The 15,865-nt window shown below is 61.9% G+C and carries 15 protein-coding genes and 1 pseudogene; 11 read left to right on the top strand and 5 right to left on the bottom strand.

The genetic code is table 11. The features are described 5' to 3' along the window. A pseudogene (locus tag QWJ46_RS13870) lies at positions 1 to 116 on the top strand (IS481 family transposase); the annotation flags it as partial. 8 nt (positions 117 to 124) lie between these two features. On the opposite strand, the gene QWJ46_RS13865 reads toward QWJ46_RS13870, so the two are convergent. Then, positions 125 to 3,523, bottom strand: a complete 3,399-nt coding sequence (locus tag QWJ46_RS13865) for an AsmA-like C-terminal domain-containing protein (protein WP_302751640.1) — start codon at positions 3,521 to 3,523, stop codon at positions 125 to 127. 125 nt (positions 3,524 to 3,648) lie between these two features. Here QWJ46_RS13865 and QWJ46_RS13860 point away from each other — a divergent pair, with 125 nt between their 5' ends. The 5 genes from QWJ46_RS13860 (at position 3,649) to QWJ46_RS13840 (ending at position 8,479) form a co-directional block, all read left to right on the top strand. Next, positions 3,649 to 4,122 (top strand): peroxiredoxin, encoded by a 474-nt coding sequence (locus tag QWJ46_RS13860; RefSeq protein WP_064691733.1) that lies wholly within the window; start codon positions 3,649 to 3,651, stop codon positions 4,120 to 4,122. After that, a complete protein-coding gene (locus tag QWJ46_RS13855) occupies positions 4,119 to 4,946 on the top strand; it encodes a ferritin-like domain-containing protein (RefSeq protein ID WP_302751639.1) in 828 nt (275 codons plus the stop codon). The genes QWJ46_RS13860 and QWJ46_RS13855 overlap by 4 nt, the downstream gene beginning before the upstream one ends. 105 nt (positions 4,947 to 5,051) lie before the next feature. Then, positions 5,052 to 6,365 (top strand): peptidoglycan DD-metalloendopeptidase family protein, encoded by a 1,314-nt coding sequence (locus QWJ46_RS13850; protein WP_302751637.1) that lies wholly within the window; start codon positions 5,052 to 5,054, stop codon positions 6,363 to 6,365. Between the two features lie 157 nt (positions 6,366 to 6,522). Further along, entirely contained in the window at positions 6,523 to 8,022 is a 1,500-nt protein-coding gene (locus tag QWJ46_RS13845) for a DEAD/DEAH box helicase (RefSeq protein ID WP_064810468.1), read from the top strand. A gap of 7 nt (positions 8,023 to 8,029) precedes the next feature. Then, a complete protein-coding gene (locus tag QWJ46_RS13840; protein ID WP_302751633.1) occupies positions 8,030 to 8,479 on the top strand; it encodes an NUDIX domain-containing protein in 450 nt (149 codons plus the stop codon). Here QWJ46_RS13840 and QWJ46_RS13835 read toward each other — a convergent pair. Together QWJ46_RS13835 and QWJ46_RS13830 are read right to left on the bottom strand one after the other, a co-directional pair. Then, complete coding sequence (locus QWJ46_RS13835) at positions 8,449 to 8,769, bottom strand: TfoX/Sxy family protein (RefSeq protein ID WP_184459568.1); 321 nt, start codon at positions 8,767 to 8,769, stop codon at positions 8,449 to 8,451. The two genes, QWJ46_RS13840 and QWJ46_RS13835, sit on opposite strands and share 31 nt — an antisense overlap. Before the next feature lie 31 nt (positions 8,770 to 8,800). Continuing rightward, positions 8,801 to 9,295: a flavin reductase gene (locus tag QWJ46_RS13830; RefSeq protein WP_085859594.1), complete on the bottom strand. Its 495-nt coding sequence runs from the start codon at positions 9,293 to 9,295 to the stop codon at positions 8,801 to 8,803. A 277-nt stretch (positions 9,296 to 9,572) separates the two neighbouring features. Here QWJ46_RS13830 and QWJ46_RS13825 point away from each other — a divergent pair, with 277 nt between their 5' ends. The 5 genes from QWJ46_RS13825 (at position 9,573) to purB (ending at position 14,080) form a co-directional block, all read left to right on the top strand. Continuing rightward, a complete protein-coding gene (locus QWJ46_RS13825; RefSeq protein ID WP_302751632.1) occupies positions 9,573 to 10,655 on the top strand; it encodes an ABC transporter substrate-binding protein in 1,083 nt (360 codons plus the stop codon). A gap of 64 nt (positions 10,656 to 10,719) precedes the next feature. Continuing rightward, a complete protein-coding gene (gene rpe / locus QWJ46_RS13820; RefSeq protein WP_302751631.1) occupies positions 10,720 to 11,397 on the top strand; it encodes a ribulose-phosphate 3-epimerase in 678 nt (225 codons plus the stop codon). Next, a complete protein-coding gene (locus tag QWJ46_RS13815; protein ID WP_302751630.1) occupies positions 11,394 to 12,119 on the top strand; it encodes a DUF2259 domain-containing protein in 726 nt (241 codons plus the stop codon). The genes rpe and QWJ46_RS13815 overlap by 4 nt, the downstream gene beginning before the upstream one ends. Before the next feature lie 17 nt (positions 12,120 to 12,136). After that, positions 12,137 to 12,622, top strand: coding sequence for a hypothetical protein (locus QWJ46_RS13810; RefSeq protein WP_184459564.1), 486 nt, complete (start codon positions 12,137 to 12,139; stop codon positions 12,620 to 12,622). A 150-nt stretch (positions 12,623 to 12,772) separates the two neighbouring features. Beyond that, positions 12,773 to 14,080: an adenylosuccinate lyase gene (gene purB / locus QWJ46_RS13805; protein WP_302751629.1), complete on the top strand. Its 1,308-nt coding sequence runs from the start codon at positions 12,773 to 12,775 to the stop codon at positions 14,078 to 14,080. Between the two features lie 290 nt (positions 14,081 to 14,370). Here purB and QWJ46_RS13800 read toward each other — a convergent pair whose 3' ends face one another. Together QWJ46_RS13800 and QWJ46_RS13795 are read right to left on the bottom strand one after the other, a co-directional pair. Further along, the gene (locus QWJ46_RS13800) at positions 14,371 to 14,853 is read right to left on the bottom strand and encodes a low affinity iron permease family protein (protein WP_302751628.1); all 483 of its coding nucleotides are present in this window, start codon (positions 14,851 to 14,853) and stop codon (positions 14,371 to 14,373) included. 144 nt (positions 14,854 to 14,997) lie between these two features. Further along, positions 14,998 to 15,801, bottom strand: a complete 804-nt coding sequence (locus tag QWJ46_RS13795) for a DUF2189 domain-containing protein (protein WP_064802864.1) — start codon at positions 15,799 to 15,801, stop codon at positions 14,998 to 15,000. Between the last annotated feature and the right edge of the window lie 64 nt (positions 15,802 to 15,865).

Here is a 15,865-nt window from a genome sequence, read left to right as displayed (position 1 = left end):
TGCCACGATGGCTCCATCGCTACAATTGGCACAGGCCTCACGGAAGCCTAAATTCAAAACCACCAATCAGCAGACTCGCTCTTACCCAGGACAACCTGTTGAGGCTCCACACCTAGAGCCTCCCTCACTGGAATTCGAAGATCTGCCGGAAAACACCAGGGGCGATGATCGATAGCGGATTGATCTGCAGGTTCGGCTGGTCGAACTTGCCGGTGAGCTTGAAAGTGATGCCGATCAGGCCGCGGTCGCTGCCATTGCCGAGGATGACACCGATCAGCGGCAATTCGGCAAAGAGGCGATTAAGGCCGTAGGCCGGCATGAAGGTGCCGGTCATATCCATATTGCCCTTGCGGTCGCGCACCACGCCCTGGAAGGTCGCGCCGATCTGGTCGCCGCGCAGCACGCCGTTCTCGATACCGACCATGCCGTTGCGCGAGATGACGCGGGCAAAGCCGCGCTGGAAGCGTTGCGACGAGGTGTCGATGTCGCGTTTTACCGCCTCATTGAGGCTTCGCTGCTCGTTGCCGACAGGTGTCGAGACGATCGAATGCAGGCGCTGTTCATTGACGATCGAGAAGCGGCGCACATCGAGCGAGCCGTCCCATCCGCCCTGCGGCGAAAGCCGGATCGCCAGGTTGAGCAGGCCGCCCTGTATGTGCTGATAGAGATCGGCAAAACGCGATACCGCACCGGCATCGCCGCTGGTGATATTGATGACACCGCCGTCCTTCATCTGGCTGACAACGGCCTCGCCGCTGCCGGTGACGCCGGAAAAATTCAGCGTCTGCAGCTTGTCGCCGCGCAGTGACACCTGCGCCTGGAAATTGCCGATCTTCTCGTCGTTGAAGCCGACGACGTTTTTCAGCCTGGCGCGCACCGATACGCCGGTGTTGTCGCCGTCGCCGTCCTCGCCGCCCTCCGAGCCCGATTTCAATCGCGCGATGACCGGCCGCGCATCGGCGCTGTCGCCGGAAACGGAGACGTCGAAATTGCCCTTGCTGCGCTTGACCGACAGAGCGAAATCGTCGAGCGAGGAGAGCCTGACGCTGTCGAAATCCGCCGAGATAAGGCCTGTCTTGCCGACAACAAGCGATCCGCTGGCACCGAAGCCGTCACCCTTCAGCCGGAAATTCTTGATATCGGTATTCTCGGGCGGGCCGGACATCTCGAATTCCGCGGAGGCGGCAATGCCGCTGCCTTTCGACCAGCCGATCCAGGGCAGGTCGAGCATCGATTTGGTGAGGTCGAGCTGAACGTCTTGCCGGTCGTCGTCGATCCGCGTCAGCACCATCTTCAGGTTGCCCCTGACGATATCGGAAAGCCCGGGCATCACCTTGCTGCGCTGCTCATCGGAGAGCGTCGCCGTAATCACGCGCTGCCGCTCGACGCCCGACGACGCCTCGACCGGCTCGGTCAGATCGATATCGGCGGGAATGCCGTCGATCTCGCCCTTGGCATCGAGCGTGATCTGCTTCGGATCGCCGTTAAGCATGCCGCTGACATTGCTGATCCTGCGGCCGGAAAACGGCTTGGCAAGATCGACGTCGGCGAGCTTCATGGCAGCCTTCCACTCGGCCGGCGGCGGGTTCTGCGAGGAGAGCAGTCCGAAATGCGCCTTCACATTCGCGTCGATGTGCCCCTTGAAGTCGTCAGCCGAAAAGCCGGCGCGCTGCAGCACCCGGACCGGCTTATAGGTGAGGAGTTCGCCTATGGCGTCCGCAGCACCCGATACCGCCAGATCGATATCGGCCATCAGCGGCTTGTCGTAGGCGGACGGTATGACGAACGTCCCCTGCCCGAGGCCGACGGACCGGCCGGAGGGGAAATAGGACATGCCGCTCTTGATCGAAATCGTCGCAACGGGACCGGTCAGATCGAAATGCGCCGCCGTATCGCGGACCGGCGGAATGTCGCCGGCGACGTTCATCCGCGCGCCGGCAATATCGAAGCCGATGCGGATCTGATTGGCGTCGAGCTTCAATCCTTTTCCGCCCGCTGCCTCGTCAAGCCGGCCGAAGGGAATGAAGACTGAAATCGAAGCATCGGTGACGATGCCGCCGAAGAGATTGCCATGCACCCAGGTGCGCACCTTAGGCGCCATCCAGAACGGCCAGAGCTGCTTGATCGCCGTCGTCTGCAGCTCTCTGGACTGGCCGGCGAAGCTAATTTCCGGCGATTTGTCACCGAGCCTGATGTGCAACGCCCCGTAAAGCGCGCCGAGCGGGCTGGAGACGGTCATATTGGGAAACAGGAATTCCCGGCCGGCGACCATATAGCGGCCCGTCGCCTGGATGTCGAAGGCAACTGGCTGTTCGCCGGAGCCGCTCGGAGCGGCGGTGCCGCCGCTGACGAGCAGATCGATGCCGAAGCCCTTGCCGGCTTTGGGATCGAGTTTGTCGAGATCGATCAGCGCCCCATTGAGGGGCAGCGTGGTCGCGCCGAACCGAAGATTCGATTTAGCAATCTCGACTGTCTGCTTGACGAAATCATAGGCCAGATTGATTTGCCCGCCCGACAGTTCCTGCGGATCCCCGTCGGCATAGATCAGACCGGGATCGACGTCGACCGTCGCCGCGAGCGTCGGCTCGACGCCGTCGCGTTTCCTGGTGGCCGACACCGTCAGATCGGCAAAGGCGCTGAGCCCCTGCCGTATCACGCCCTGATCGTTGCGTTTCAACGCAAACGGCGTGAGGTTCGCATGCTTGAGCGTCGCCGTCACCTTCGATACCTGGCCGTCTTCCTTCTCGGCCAGCACGTCGAGTTCCGCCACCTCGCCGTTAAGCGCAACCTCGCCTCGCAATTGCAGCGAGGATGGCCCGCCATGAGCGAACACCAGATTGTCGACGACGAGCGACAGCGGGCCGTTCGCCGTATCGGCAAGCTTGATGTCGATGCCGGAGATGCGCACGGAATTCGTCGAGCCGCGCGTCACGATGCTGTCGAACATGTCGAGTTGCTCGAAAATCGTCTCCATCGCCGCCGGCATGGCGTCGATGCGCAGATCGTCGAGCTTGACCGGGTTGCCGGAGGGCAGAAGCGCGGTGTCGAGTGCGATATCCTCCGCTTCGATGTCCGCAACGGCGATACGGCCGCGGAAAAGCTGCAGCGGATCGAGGCCCAGGCGCACCGAACCCGTCGTCGACAGGTGCTGGCCGCTCTTCTGGTCGATCATGTTGACGTTGCGCGCTTCGAGCGCCAGCCGGAAGTCGGAGGTGAAACGGATGACGGTGGAGCCGACTTCGGCACGGTAACGCGGCCCGGCCACGCCATCTAGCGCCGCCTGCGCCTGTTGCGACAGCGGCTTGTCGAACATGCCGCTTTCGATGGTGAAGACGATGGCAGCAAGGATAAGGAGAATCAGTCCGAGAAAAACTGACGTCAGCTTCGCCGTCCGGCGCATCGGCGAACGCGGCGGCGGGCAATGAACGATGATCGGATCCTCGGCCTGAGCGGACGGCAAGCGGTCCAGCGCAACGATATCCTTCTTGCGAAACGTGACCTTTTCGCCGCGGATGGCTGACATGCGCCCTCGGGCTCTCCCTTAAATCGAAGAATTGAACCCGGCCATGCTGGACGGGTTTCCGTCCACTATATAATTCGGGGACAGAGAGTGTCATCCACAAACCCGGCAAAAGAAAGGTTTTCCCAATGGCGGTTCCCGGCATCGGTGCCCTAGCCCCCGACTTCAACCTCCCCCGCGATGGCGGCGGCCGTGTCTCGCTATCCGATTTTCACGGCCGGCCGCTCGTCCTGTTCTTCTATCCCAAGGATGATACGACGGGCTGCACCGCCGAATCGCTGGCTTTCACTGCGCTGGCGCCGGAGTTTGAAGCAGCAGGTGCTGCCGTCATCGGCATGTCGCCCGATTCGGCCGCCTGCCATGACAAGTTCATCAGAAAGCACCGTCTTTCGGTGGCGCTCGCCTCCGACGAAGAGAAGACGACGCTGCAGGCCTATGGCGTCTGGAAGGAAAAGAGCATGTACGGCCGCAACTTCATGGGCGTGGAGCGCACGACTTTCCTTATCCGCCAGGACGGCACGATCGCGACAATCTGGCAGAAGGTGAAAGTACAGGGCCATGCCGAGACTGTGCTCGAGGCCGTCAGGAACCTGGCCGCGTGACGGGTGATCTCGCGATAAGCTCGCTGCGCGGCGGCGCTATCGACGCCATCCGCTCGGCCGACCTCGACCGCAAGACCGCCCTTGCGCAGGAAAGCGCCATCCGCTGGTTCGCCCGCCGGGTGTCGCTGCGTTCACCGCTCGACGCGGCCCTGCCGAAGAGGCCCGGCCGCCCCGAAAAACCGGTGCTGACACCGCCGACCCAGGTGGAAAAGCGCTCGCTGCACACGCTGAAGGGCCGGATCGCCCTCCTCCATGCCATTGCCCATATCGAGCTCAACGCCGTCGATCTCGCGCTCGATATCGTCGCGCGATTCGCAACCGAGCCGGTGCCCAATTCCTTCTTCGACGGCTGGATGCAGGTTGCCTTCGAGGAGGCGAAGCATTTTCGCATGGTGCGCGCGCGCCTCAACGATCTCGGCGCCGATTACGGCGATCTTCCCGCCCATGACGGGTTGTGGCAGGCGGCTCATTCGACGCGCAACGACCTGACGGCAAGGCTCGCAGTCGTGCCGCTCATTCTGGAAGCCCGCGGTCTCGACGTCACGCCATCGCTGCAGGCGAAGATGCGTGAGACCGGCGATCTCGAAAGCGCAGCGGTGCTCGATGTCATCTACAACGACGAGAAAGGCCACGTCGCCGTCGGCGCCAAATGGTTCCGCTTCCTCTGTGCGCGGGAGAAGCGCGATCCGGCGAAGACCTTTCAGGAACTGGTGCGCGCCAATTTCCGCGGGCCGCTGAAGCCGCCTTTCAACGATCTCGCCCGCGCCGAGGCCGGGCTGACGCCATCCTTCTACCGCTCGCTGGCATCGATCAGCCATGCCTGAGCTAATTGATTTTCTAGCGTAAACGGCGGCAACGAAAGCATTCATTAACCATAAACGTGTCTAATTTTCCGAAAGAGGCGTAGAGCATCATTCGGGAGAGCCTGCGTGAACGGCGGACATCAGCACCGGGTATTCGGCAAGCGGGCCCAGGAACATATTTTGATCCTGGCAAGTGGTGACAAGGTCCGCCACATGACGGTTCGGCCGTGGATGGCCGCCCTCGCCTTCTGCTTCGTCGGTGTGTTTTCCATCGGCTATCTCTTGGCGACCTCCTATCTCGTGCTGCGCGACGACCTGATCGGCGCCACCATGGCGCGCCAGGCCCGCATGCAGCACGACTATGAGGACCGCATCGCCGCCCTTCGCGCCCAGGTCGATCGCATCACCTCCCGCCAGCTTCTCGACCAGCAGGTGGTGGAAGACAAGGTCGACAAGCTGATGGAGCAGCAGATGGCGCTCACCTCACGCCACGGCAAGCTCGACAACCTGCTCGACCGGGCCGAAAGCTCCGGGCTTACGGATAAGGACAGCGCGCCGTCTTTGCCTGCGCAATCCTATGCCCCCGCCATTAAGGACAAGCGCGCCTCGCTCGGTGAAAGCGGCATCGAGGCGATCGAGAAGCAGCTGGCAAGCGGCGCACCAGCCGATGCCACTCCCGACAATACGACCCTCGCCTACGTGCCGGCCACGGAGACGGTCGGCGATCGCGCAGACCGCATCTTTTCCAAGGTGACGCTGTCGCTGAAGGATGTCGAACAGGACCAGCGCAACCGCGTCGAGCAGCTGACGAGCGACGCCGGCAATGCCGCCAATGCCATCGAGAGCGTGCTGACCCGGTTCAAGATCCCGATGCCCGAGACCGCTTCGAAGCAGGACCGGGATGACAGCGCCGTCGGTGGCCCCTATGTCGAGCCGGAGAGCAATGACGATTTCAACAATTCGCTGATCGCTCTCGACGGCGCGCTGACACGGCTCGAAGCTGTGCGCGGCACCGCCGAATCCCTGCCCTTCCGCAACCCCGCCGTCGGCAAGGAAATAACCAGCCCCTTCGGCAACCGCCGCGATCCTTTTCTCGGCCGCCTGGCGCTGCATTCCGGCATAGACTTCCGCTTTTCGCCTGGCGAAAAGATCCGCCCGACGGCGCCGGGCAAGGTGATATCAGCCGGCTGGACAGGCGGTTACGGCAACATGGTCGAGATCGATCACGGCAACGGCATCTCGACGCGCTACGGGCATATGTCGCAGGTCCTGGTCACGGCCGGCGACACGGTCGACCGCAAAGACGTCATTGGGCTTGCCGGCAGCACCGGTCGCTCGACGGGCACGCATCTGCACTATGAAGTGCGCCAGAACGGCCGTGCGGTCGATCCAGTATATTTCATGAATGCCGGCCTTAAACTCGCCACCTATATCAAGTAATACCCACCCGGTAACCAAAGCTTCACTCTGCACAGGGTGCGGCCTCTCTATTTCTTGACTTGCCGGCCATTCGGGGCTATGTCGCGCTGCATTGCGGCATGCAATCCCGCCGACTCGTTCAGAGCTCGGCCGAACCGGAACGGAAACTGTTTTCCCTTTGACGACATTCGCTGACCTTGGCTTGAGCCAAAAAGTGCTATCCGCTGTCACAGACGCGGGCTATACGATCCCCACACCTATCCAGGCAGGGGCCATTCCCTTTGCCCTCGAGCGTCGCGACATTTGCGGCATCGCGCAGACGGGCACCGGCAAAACGGCATCTTTTGTCCTGCCGATGCTGTCGCTTCTGGAAAAGGGCCGCGCCCGCGCCCGCATGCCCCGCACGCTGATCCTCGAGCCGACGCGCGAACTCGCCGCCCAGGTCGCCGAAAATTTTGAGAAATACGGCAAGAACCACCGCCTCAACGTCGCCCTGCTGATCGGCGGCGTTTCCTTCGAGGACCAGGATCGCAAGCTCGAGCGCGGCGCCGACGTGCTGATCTGCACGCCCGGCCGCCTGCTCGACCATTTCGAGCGCGGCAAGCTCTTGATGAGCGGCGTCGAAATCCTCGTCATCGATGAAGCCGACCGCATGCTCGACATGGGCTTCATTCCCGACATCGAGCGCATCGCCAAGCTCATTCCCTTCACCCGCCAGACGCTGTTCTTCTCGGCCACCATGCCGCCGGAAATTCAGAAGCTCGCCGACCGGTTCCTGCAGAATCCCGAGCGCATCGAAGTGGCGAAGCCCGCTTCGGCCGCAAAGACCGTGACGCAGCGCTTCGTCGCCTCGCACAGCAAGGATTACGAGAAGCGCGCGGTTCTGCGTGAACTCGTCCGCGCCCAGACCGAGCTCAAGAACGCGATCATCTTCTGCAACCGCAAGAAGGATGTCGCCGATCTCTTCCGTTCGCTCGAGCGCCACGGCTTCTCCGTCGGTGCCTTGCATGGCGACATGGACCAGCGTTCCCGCACGACGATGCTGCAGAACTTCCGTGACGGCAACCTCCAGTTGTTGGTTGCCTCCGACGTTGCCGCCCGCGGTCTTGATATTCCCGATGTCAGCCACGTCTTCAATTTCGACGTGCCGATCCACTCCGAGGACTATGTCCACCGCATCGGCCGCACCGGCCGCGCCGGCCGATCCGGCGCCGCCTTCACCCTCGTCACCAAGCGCGACACGAAATTCGTCGACGCGATCGAGAAGCTGATCGGCGAAAATGTCGAATGGCTGAATGGCGACCTGAACTCGCTGCCACCGGCGGAAGAAGGCAAGGACAGCGACCGTCCGCGCCGCAACGGACGCGAACGTGGCGACAAGGATCGCGGGCGCGGACGCGGCAGGCACAGTGCTGCGAGTCATAAATCTGATAACGATATACAGGATAATGACGTCCAAGTGATCGCAGCAGCACCAGCAAAGGCCGAAGTCGTGAAGAACGAGCGCAAAGCAGAGCAGAAGCCGCAAAACAATGCGCGCAACAATCGGCCCTATCCGGCAAATGACGACAGCCGCGACCGCCGCCGTCATCGCGATCACGACGATGGCCCAACCCCGGTCGGTTTCGGCGACGATATCCCCGCCTTCATGCTGATCGCCGGCAGCGCCAAGGTCTGAGCATCCAATGGGCAGGCCTGGCGTCGACTTCCCGGGCCTTGGCGTCGGTTTGGTGATCCTGCGCCAAGGCAGGATCCTTCTCTATAAGCGCATGCGCCCGCCTGAAGCCGGCTACTGGAACATCGTCGGCGGCAAGGTCGATCACATGGAACCGGCTGAAGAAGCTGCGCGCCGCGAGGCCGAAGAAGAAACCGGCCTCACGATCGGCCGAATCGAGCGCATCGGCATGACCGAACAGATCATCGATGCCGACCGCCAGCACTGGATCTCCATCCTTTATCTCGCGCGCGACGTCGATGGCGAGCCGCAATTGACCGAGCCGGACAAGCTTTCGGATTTTGGCTGGTTTCCCTTGACCGATTTGCCTGAGCCGCTGTCAGCCTTCACCAAGGCGGCGATCGCAGCCCTGCCGCCAGCCGAACCCGCTCAACTTTCGGCGCGAAGCGCCGCCTCATAGGCAAGCCGCACCCACTTCGCCATCAGATCGGGATCGTCGTAAGCTTCTTCGGGGATCGACCAGTAGGGCATTTTCACCGGCTTGCCCTTTTTGCCTTCATAGGCCCATTGCGTGGCGCCGGCGGCAGCAAATTCTGGGGCGCTCGTCTCATCGGCTTTCAGCAGCATCTCGTCGCGCACTTCGACGGCGACGATGCGCCCGAGATGATAAATGCCCTTGCCGCCGAACATGCGCTTGACCGTGACGGGGCCGAGCCCCTGAAACATTTCCTCGATTCCGGCATTGTCCATTCTCTGTTTCCTCGCATACCCGCCAGCCGGATTACAGCGTGTGATAATCCCGGTTCATATAGATGAGCGCCGGGTGCTTCTCGCTGAAGCGGACGGCGGCAACCTCACCGAAGATGACATTGTGCGTCGGCATTTCCTTGATGTCGGTCACCCGGCAATCGAAGGCGGCGAGCGCATCGGCAAGAACGGGGGCGCCGGTGACGAGCGTGTCGAAACGGCCGCTGGCGAAGCGCTCGTCATTGGCAATCGCGGTGCGCCCGGAGAAAGCGTCGGCGACGCCCTGGTGATGGGCCCCGAGCGTGTTGAGCACGAAGATGCCGCTGCGGAAAAAGATCTCGTTCTTTGGATTGGTGTTGTTGAGGCAGATCAGCACCGAAGCCGGATTGTCCGAGACGGAGCAGGCGGCGGTGATGGTGACGCCGCGGCGCAGACCTTCCATCGCCGTCGTCACGAGCTGCACATGACCGGCATAACGGCTCATGGCATCGCGATAAAGGCCGGGGTCGATATGCTGCCTGTTCAACACGTGCTTCTCCCGCGCGCTCTTCTGCCTGCGTCGTTCCTTAAATCGGGATCGATTTAGGAGAACTATGCAGCAATTCAAAATGCTACAGTGTCCTTTGCGCGACTGAAATGACGTCCGACACCGTAGTTCGACTTGCTATCGCGCCAATATGGCGAGCATCGGTTACCTTTTCTACAATAGGACCGGTGAAAAGCGCTGGGTTCCGCTTGTTTTTCTTTGACGATTGCGGCCTTGCGGATAAAAGGGCATGGACGATGGCTAGGGATCTTCGCCTTTCATGATGAACCTGCGTGGCATAGCAGCCTTTCTGACGCTGCTCGGAACGGCGGCGCAAGGCCATGCGGCCGGCGTAACGATCGGCGTCGTCGCCCCGCAGGGCGGGCCGCTCGGGCTGCTCGGCGCGCAGATTGCCGCCGGCGCCGGTTTCGAGATCCAGCAATCCGGCAATACGCTCGTCGCCGTCAACGAGACCTGCGAAGACAATAGCGGCGCGGCGGTCGCCGATGCGCTCGTGAGTGCCAAGGTGCAGATTGCCGTTGGTTTTCTCTGCAGTGAGACGCTGGAAGGCGCACTGCCGAAGCTGAAGGACGCCAATATTCCCGCGATCACCGTTTCGGCACGTTCGCGCATCCTGATGGAGGATGCGCTGAAAAACGGCTGGCCGCTCTTCCGCTTGGCACCGGCCGATGGCACTGAGGCGGCAAAGATCATCGAGGTGATCCTTAAGGACTGGGCAGCCGACCCGATCGCGCTGATTGAGGACGGCACCATTCACGGCCGCGAACTGACGGAAGCTGTGCGCAATGCGCTGGAGCAGAACGGCCTGAAGCCGGTTTTCACCGATACCTACCGGCCGGGACAGGAGCAGCAGATCGCCCTCATCCGCCGCCTGAAACGGGCCGGCGCCACAAGGGTCTTCGTCGGCGGCGATCGCAACGATGTCGCCGTCATGGCCCGCGACGCCAAGGCGGAAAACATTCCGCTGTCGATCCTCGGCGGCGACGCCATGCGCGCCGCCGATCAGCCGCTACCTCTCGCCCCCGGCGTGCGTGCCGTCGCCCTGCCCGAATATGCGCTTTTGCCAGAAGGCGCGCCGGCGGCCGGCGCTTTGCGCGCCAAGGGCACCGAGCCTGAAGGTTATGTCTTGCCATCCCTGGCGGCGGCCCTGATTGCCGGCCAGGCGGCCGAAGCCGCCGCTGCCGCCGGCAAGCCGCTGCGGGAGACCCTTGTCGGCACGACGTTCCAGACACCAATCGGCGCGGTCGTCTTCACCGGCGCGCACGAGCTTTCGCAAAACCCCTACCGCCTGCTTGAATGGCGGGGCAATGGCTTTTTTCCACCTGCTGCGCCGACGCAATGAGCGGCCGCCAGCCCTGAATTCCGGCGCCGTGCGCAGATGGCGCCCCGTACGGGAGTAAGACTTGATGACGCTGCCCATTCGCATTGCCCCTTCGATCCTCGCGGCGGATTTCGCCAGGCTCGGCGAGGAGGTGCGCGACGTAACGGCCGCCGGCGCCGACTGGATCCACCTTGACGTGATGGATGGGCATTTCGTGCCGAACATCTCCTTCGGTCCCGATGTCATCAAGTCGCTGCGTTCCTATACGAATGCCACTTTCGACTGCCATCTGATGATCTCTCCGGTCGATGACTACCTCGAAGCCTTCGCCAAGGCGGGCTGCGACCGCATCACCGTGCATGCCGAGTCCGGGCCACATCTGCACCGCTCGCTGCAAACCATCCGCAATCTCGGCAAGAAGGTCGGCGTGACGATCAATCCGGCGACGCCGCTGAGCGCCATCGAGAACGTGGTCGACGACGTCGACCTCATCCTCATCATGTCGGTCAATCCCGGTTTCGGCGGACAGAAATTCATTCCCGCGATGACGGCCAAGATCGCCGCGGCAAAGTCTCTGATCGGTGACCGGCCGATCGAACTCGAGGTCGACGGCGGCGTCACCGTGGAAACGGCGCCTGATATCGCGCGCGCCGGCGGCAACGTCCTCGTCGCCGGCTCGGCAATTTTCAAGGGCGGTACGGTCGACAGCTACCGTAAGACCGTCGCCGAATTGCGTCAGGCAGCCGAAGGGGCACGAACATGAAGAAGCGTCTGATCATTGGCGGCATGCTCGCCGCCGCATTGGCCGGCCTTCCCGGCTTGTCGCTGGCCGGCGACATAGCCAGCATCCAGCCGATCGGTTTTTCCGCCGACGGCAAGGTCTTCGCATTTCAGGAATTCGGCATCAAAGAAAACAGCAAGACTCCCTATTCGGAAACCTATTTCATCAATACCGACGGCGGCCAATATCTCGAAGGCACCCCCTTCCGCACCGAACTGACGGATAAGGACGCCAATCTTTCCAAGGCCCGACGCCAGAACTTAACGGCGGCGCGCAGCCAGATGGATAAGTACGACCTTCTGACAAATCCGGGTCTGATTGCCGCTTTCAACCCGCCAACCGAGCTCGGCTCGCCCTCGAAGACACTTCGCTACACCACACTTGCGATCGATGGGCCGCCGAAGACGCCCTATACACTCTCACTCGCCGAGATGCCGGTGCCGACGCCGAAGGAATGCGCAACGGTCGACAAGCGGATCCTTGGCTTCAGCCTGCAGATGATCGAGAAGGAAGGTGTCCCGAACCGTCAGGCGGCGCGGCAGGCAACGGCTGTTCCGGCCGAGCGCACATGCTCGGTCGAATTCAGGATCGGCGGCGCGGTGGTCTACCAGCCGGAAGGCGGAAATCAAATTCATATTGCACTCGTCCTCGCTTTCGATGCTGAGAGGAACGGACGCTGGATCGCCGTCCCGGTCCATCCCTGAGCATGGATCACCCCAGGATGGATCGTCTAAGGGCGGCAAAACCGCCCTCCTCCGATCTCTTTGCCGGCGCATTGCTCTGGGGTGTGCAGATGCTGGCCGCCGCCATGCTCGGCCTTTACCTCCGCAACGGCCTTGAGACGAGCCGGCTCGCCGAGGTGGCCGCACTCTATTTTCTCGGCGGCCTGCTCTCCTGGCCCTTCGCCCTGCCGGTCGCTCGCTTTTTTGCCTATAACAGGCCGCCGGAAGCGCGGTTCGCCGCCTTTTTCGTGACCCTGACGGCAGCCACGATCCTGATGACCGCCTTTCTCTTCGCCATGGAATACCGGATCTTCTATTCGCGCTGGCATGCGCCCTTCGGCAGCGTCGCCTGGGCCTTCCAGTTCGTCTTCACCGGCATCAGCGCCGTCTACCAGTTCCTGGTGATCGGCCTTCGCCTTTTCCTGCCGCTCGGCCTCGTCTGCCTTGTCGTCAGCAGCTATCATCTCGCCAAACGCATGCGTTGAGATTGCCGCCGGTCTTTGCTAAAGGGGCGCTACCTCAATGCAGCAATTTCAGCAAAAGTGCCCAGCGGTTTTGCCAGGCAAAGCGCGAAGCGGTTTTGCCGGGAATTGCGTCTTAGACGTTCAAACCTCTTGAAGTGAAGGCAGCCGCCCATGATCCCGCGTTATTCCCGGCCCGAAATGGTGGCCATCTGGTCTCCCGAAACCAAGTTCCGCATCTGGTTCGAGATCGAGGCGCATGCCTGCGACGCGCTGGCCGAACTCGGCGTCATCCCGACATCGGCGGCAAAGACGATCTGGGAAAAAGGCGGCGCCGCCACCTTCGACGTCGCCCGCATCGATGAGATCGAGGCCGTCACCAAGCATGACGTCATCGCCTTCCTGACCCACCTCGCCGAGATCGTCGGTCCGGATGCACGCTTCGTCCACCAGGGCATGACCTCGTCAGACGTGCTCGACACCTGCTTCAACGTCCAGCTGGTGCGCGCCACCGACATCCTCATCGCCGATCTCGACCGGCTGCTCGCAGCGCTGAAAACCCGCGCCTTCGAACACAAGGACACGGTCACCATCGGCCGCTCGCACGGCATCCATGCCGAGCCGACCACATTCGGCGTCAAGCTGGCGCTTGCCTATGCCGAATTCGAGCGCTGCCGCCAGCGCCTCGTCGCCGCCCGCGAGGAAGTTGCGACCTGCGCCATCTCGGGCGCCGTCGGCACCTTCGCCAATATCGATCCGCGCGTCGAGGAACATGTCGCCGAGGCGCTCGGCTTGAAGGCCGAGCCGGTCTCGACCCAGGTCATCCCGCGCGACCGCCACGCCATGTATTTCGCCACCCTCGGCGTCGTCGCCTCGTCGATCGAGCGGCTCGCGACCGAAATCCGCCACCTGCAGCGCACCGAGGTGCTGGAGGCCGAGGAATATTTCTCGCCCGGCCAGAAGGGCTCCTCGGCCATGCCCCACAAGCGTAACCCGGTGCTGACCGAAAACCTCACCGGCCTCGCCCGCATGGTCCGCTCCTACGCCCTGCCGGCCATGGAAAACGTCGCCCTCTGGCACGAGCGCGATATCTCCCATTCCTCGGTCGAACGCATGATCGGCCCGGACGCCACAGTCACCCTCGATTTCGCCCTCTCGCGTCTGGCCGGCGTCATCGAAAAGCTCCTGGTCTATCCCGAGAACATGGAGAAGAACCTCAACAAGTTCCGCGGCCTGGTCCACTCCCAGCGCGTCCTCCTGGCGCTGACCCAGGCTGGCACCTCCCGCGAGGACGCCTACCGCTTGGTGCAGCGCAATGCCATGAAGGTCTGGGAACAGGGCAAGGATTTTCTGGAAGAGCTGCTGGCTGATGCTGAGGTCAGAGCTGCGTTGTCCGAGGAGGATATTCGGGAGAAGTTCGATCTCGGATATCACACCAAGCATGTCGACACGATCTTCCGCCGCGTCTTCGGCAACGCTTGAGCGGGCTGCGACGATATGACGGCGTCTTTGCGGGCGCCGTCAGGCTGTTGAAATACCACTGCGAAACCGCGACGTCATCCTCGGCCTCGTGCCGAGGATCTGCGCCGGCCCAGTTAAGTGGCTGAAAATAGATGTTTTCCTGTCAAAATATTGTGGTGGTTAGCTGCTCGGCACAAGGCCGAGGATGACGTCGCGGGTTTGCAGTGGTTTGTCAACAAACTGACTGGGCCTTCGCAGGCGCCGTTTTCATTTCTGTCTTTTTCTTTTTGTGATTGCAGAATGGATGATGGTTAGCTTTTCTCAAGTGGCCGTTGTTTCTGCTTCGATGCTTTGGCATTCGCAGAGCGTTTGCGCGCCTGCGCCTTTTTCGGTGGCGGCATCGCTAGCTCAATCTCGGTCGTTTGGCAGACCTCCGTCTGCTCCCGCCCCTTGGCGGCCTTGGCGACCAGTTCATCCAGATGTTTCAACTCTTCCTCATCGAGATTTTCGATGCCGATGAAGCGGTTCTCTGCATGGCTTGTAAGAATGATTTCGTTGAGTTTGGCCTGGATTGCCCGGGTGTCGCGCGTCTGGGCGTTCTGCAGCACGAAGACCATCAGGAAGGTGATGATGGTCGTTCCCGTGTTGATGATGAGCTGCCAGGTTTCCGAATAGTCGAAGAAGGGGCCGAGCAAGGCCCAGATAATGACGACGCACAGCGCCAGGATGAAGATGACGGGCTTACCCGCCCATTCCGATGTCTTGGTTGCGAAGCGGGCAAACAAATGCGTCATCGTCACCTCTGAAATCTCTCCTCGGAGTCTCGGGAGCATGATGTTGCTACAATCATGCTCTCGCAAAAAACTCCGAGGCAGGTTCGAGGTTCCCGAAAATCGGGGATCGCACGGTATCAAGGTTTTCCGCGGGCAGGACCGAAGCTAGACAGCTTCCCGCGCAATCAGCTTGCGGTAGAGATGCCAGGTCGCATGGCCAAGGATCGGGATAACGAGCGCGAGTCCGGCAAAGACCGGGATGGTGCCGACGACGAGGAGCGCTGCGACGATCAGGCCCCAGAGCAGCACCGGCACCGGATTGATGACGGTCGCACGGATCGAGGTGACGACGGCGGCGACCGCCCCAATATCACGATCGAGCAGCAGCGGGAAGGTGATGACTGAAATCGCCAGCACGACTAGCGCGAAGCCGAATCCGATGAGATTGCCCCAGACGATCAGCTGCAGGCCCTGGGCCGTGCCGAAGACCTGGCGGGTGAAGTCCGTCATGGTGCGCGGAAACACTTCGCCGAGAAGATTGGCGTACAGCGTCTGTGCCGTGACCAGCCAAACGACGAACAGGCCAAAGAGCATCAGCCCGACCGCGATGATCGACGGTAACGCCGGCGAATGACGCACCTCGAGCGCATGCGTCCATGACGTATCGAGGCCTTCCTCGCGCCGGCGGCTGATCTCATAAAGACCGATCGCCGCAATCGGGCCTATCAGCACGAAACCGGACATCAGCGGGAAGACCATCGGCAGAAGGTTGGCGCCGGAGGTCCACAGCGTCAGGAAGACGCCGGCAATCGGATACATCAGGCACAGGAACACATAATGGGAAGGTTTCTCACTGAAATCGTCGAGCCCGCGCTTCAGCGCATCGAAGACGTCGGCGATGCCGATGCGATTGACCACGGGCCGCGCCAGGTTTTCACTGGCACCCGTCATGACATGAAATGCCGCCATGGCTTTCTCCTCCTCAGCCGAGACTTGGTCGGCCGCGGACATGCATCGGCGGGTAAGCCGATAC

Origin of the sequence: Rhizobium sp. CBN3 (genome assembly GCF_030518245.1) — a bacterium.
Lineage (GTDB): Bacteria > Pseudomonadota > Alphaproteobacteria > Rhizobiales > Rhizobiaceae > Rhizobium > Rhizobium aethiopicum_A.
This window is presented reverse-complemented; position numbering and strand designations above follow the sequence as displayed.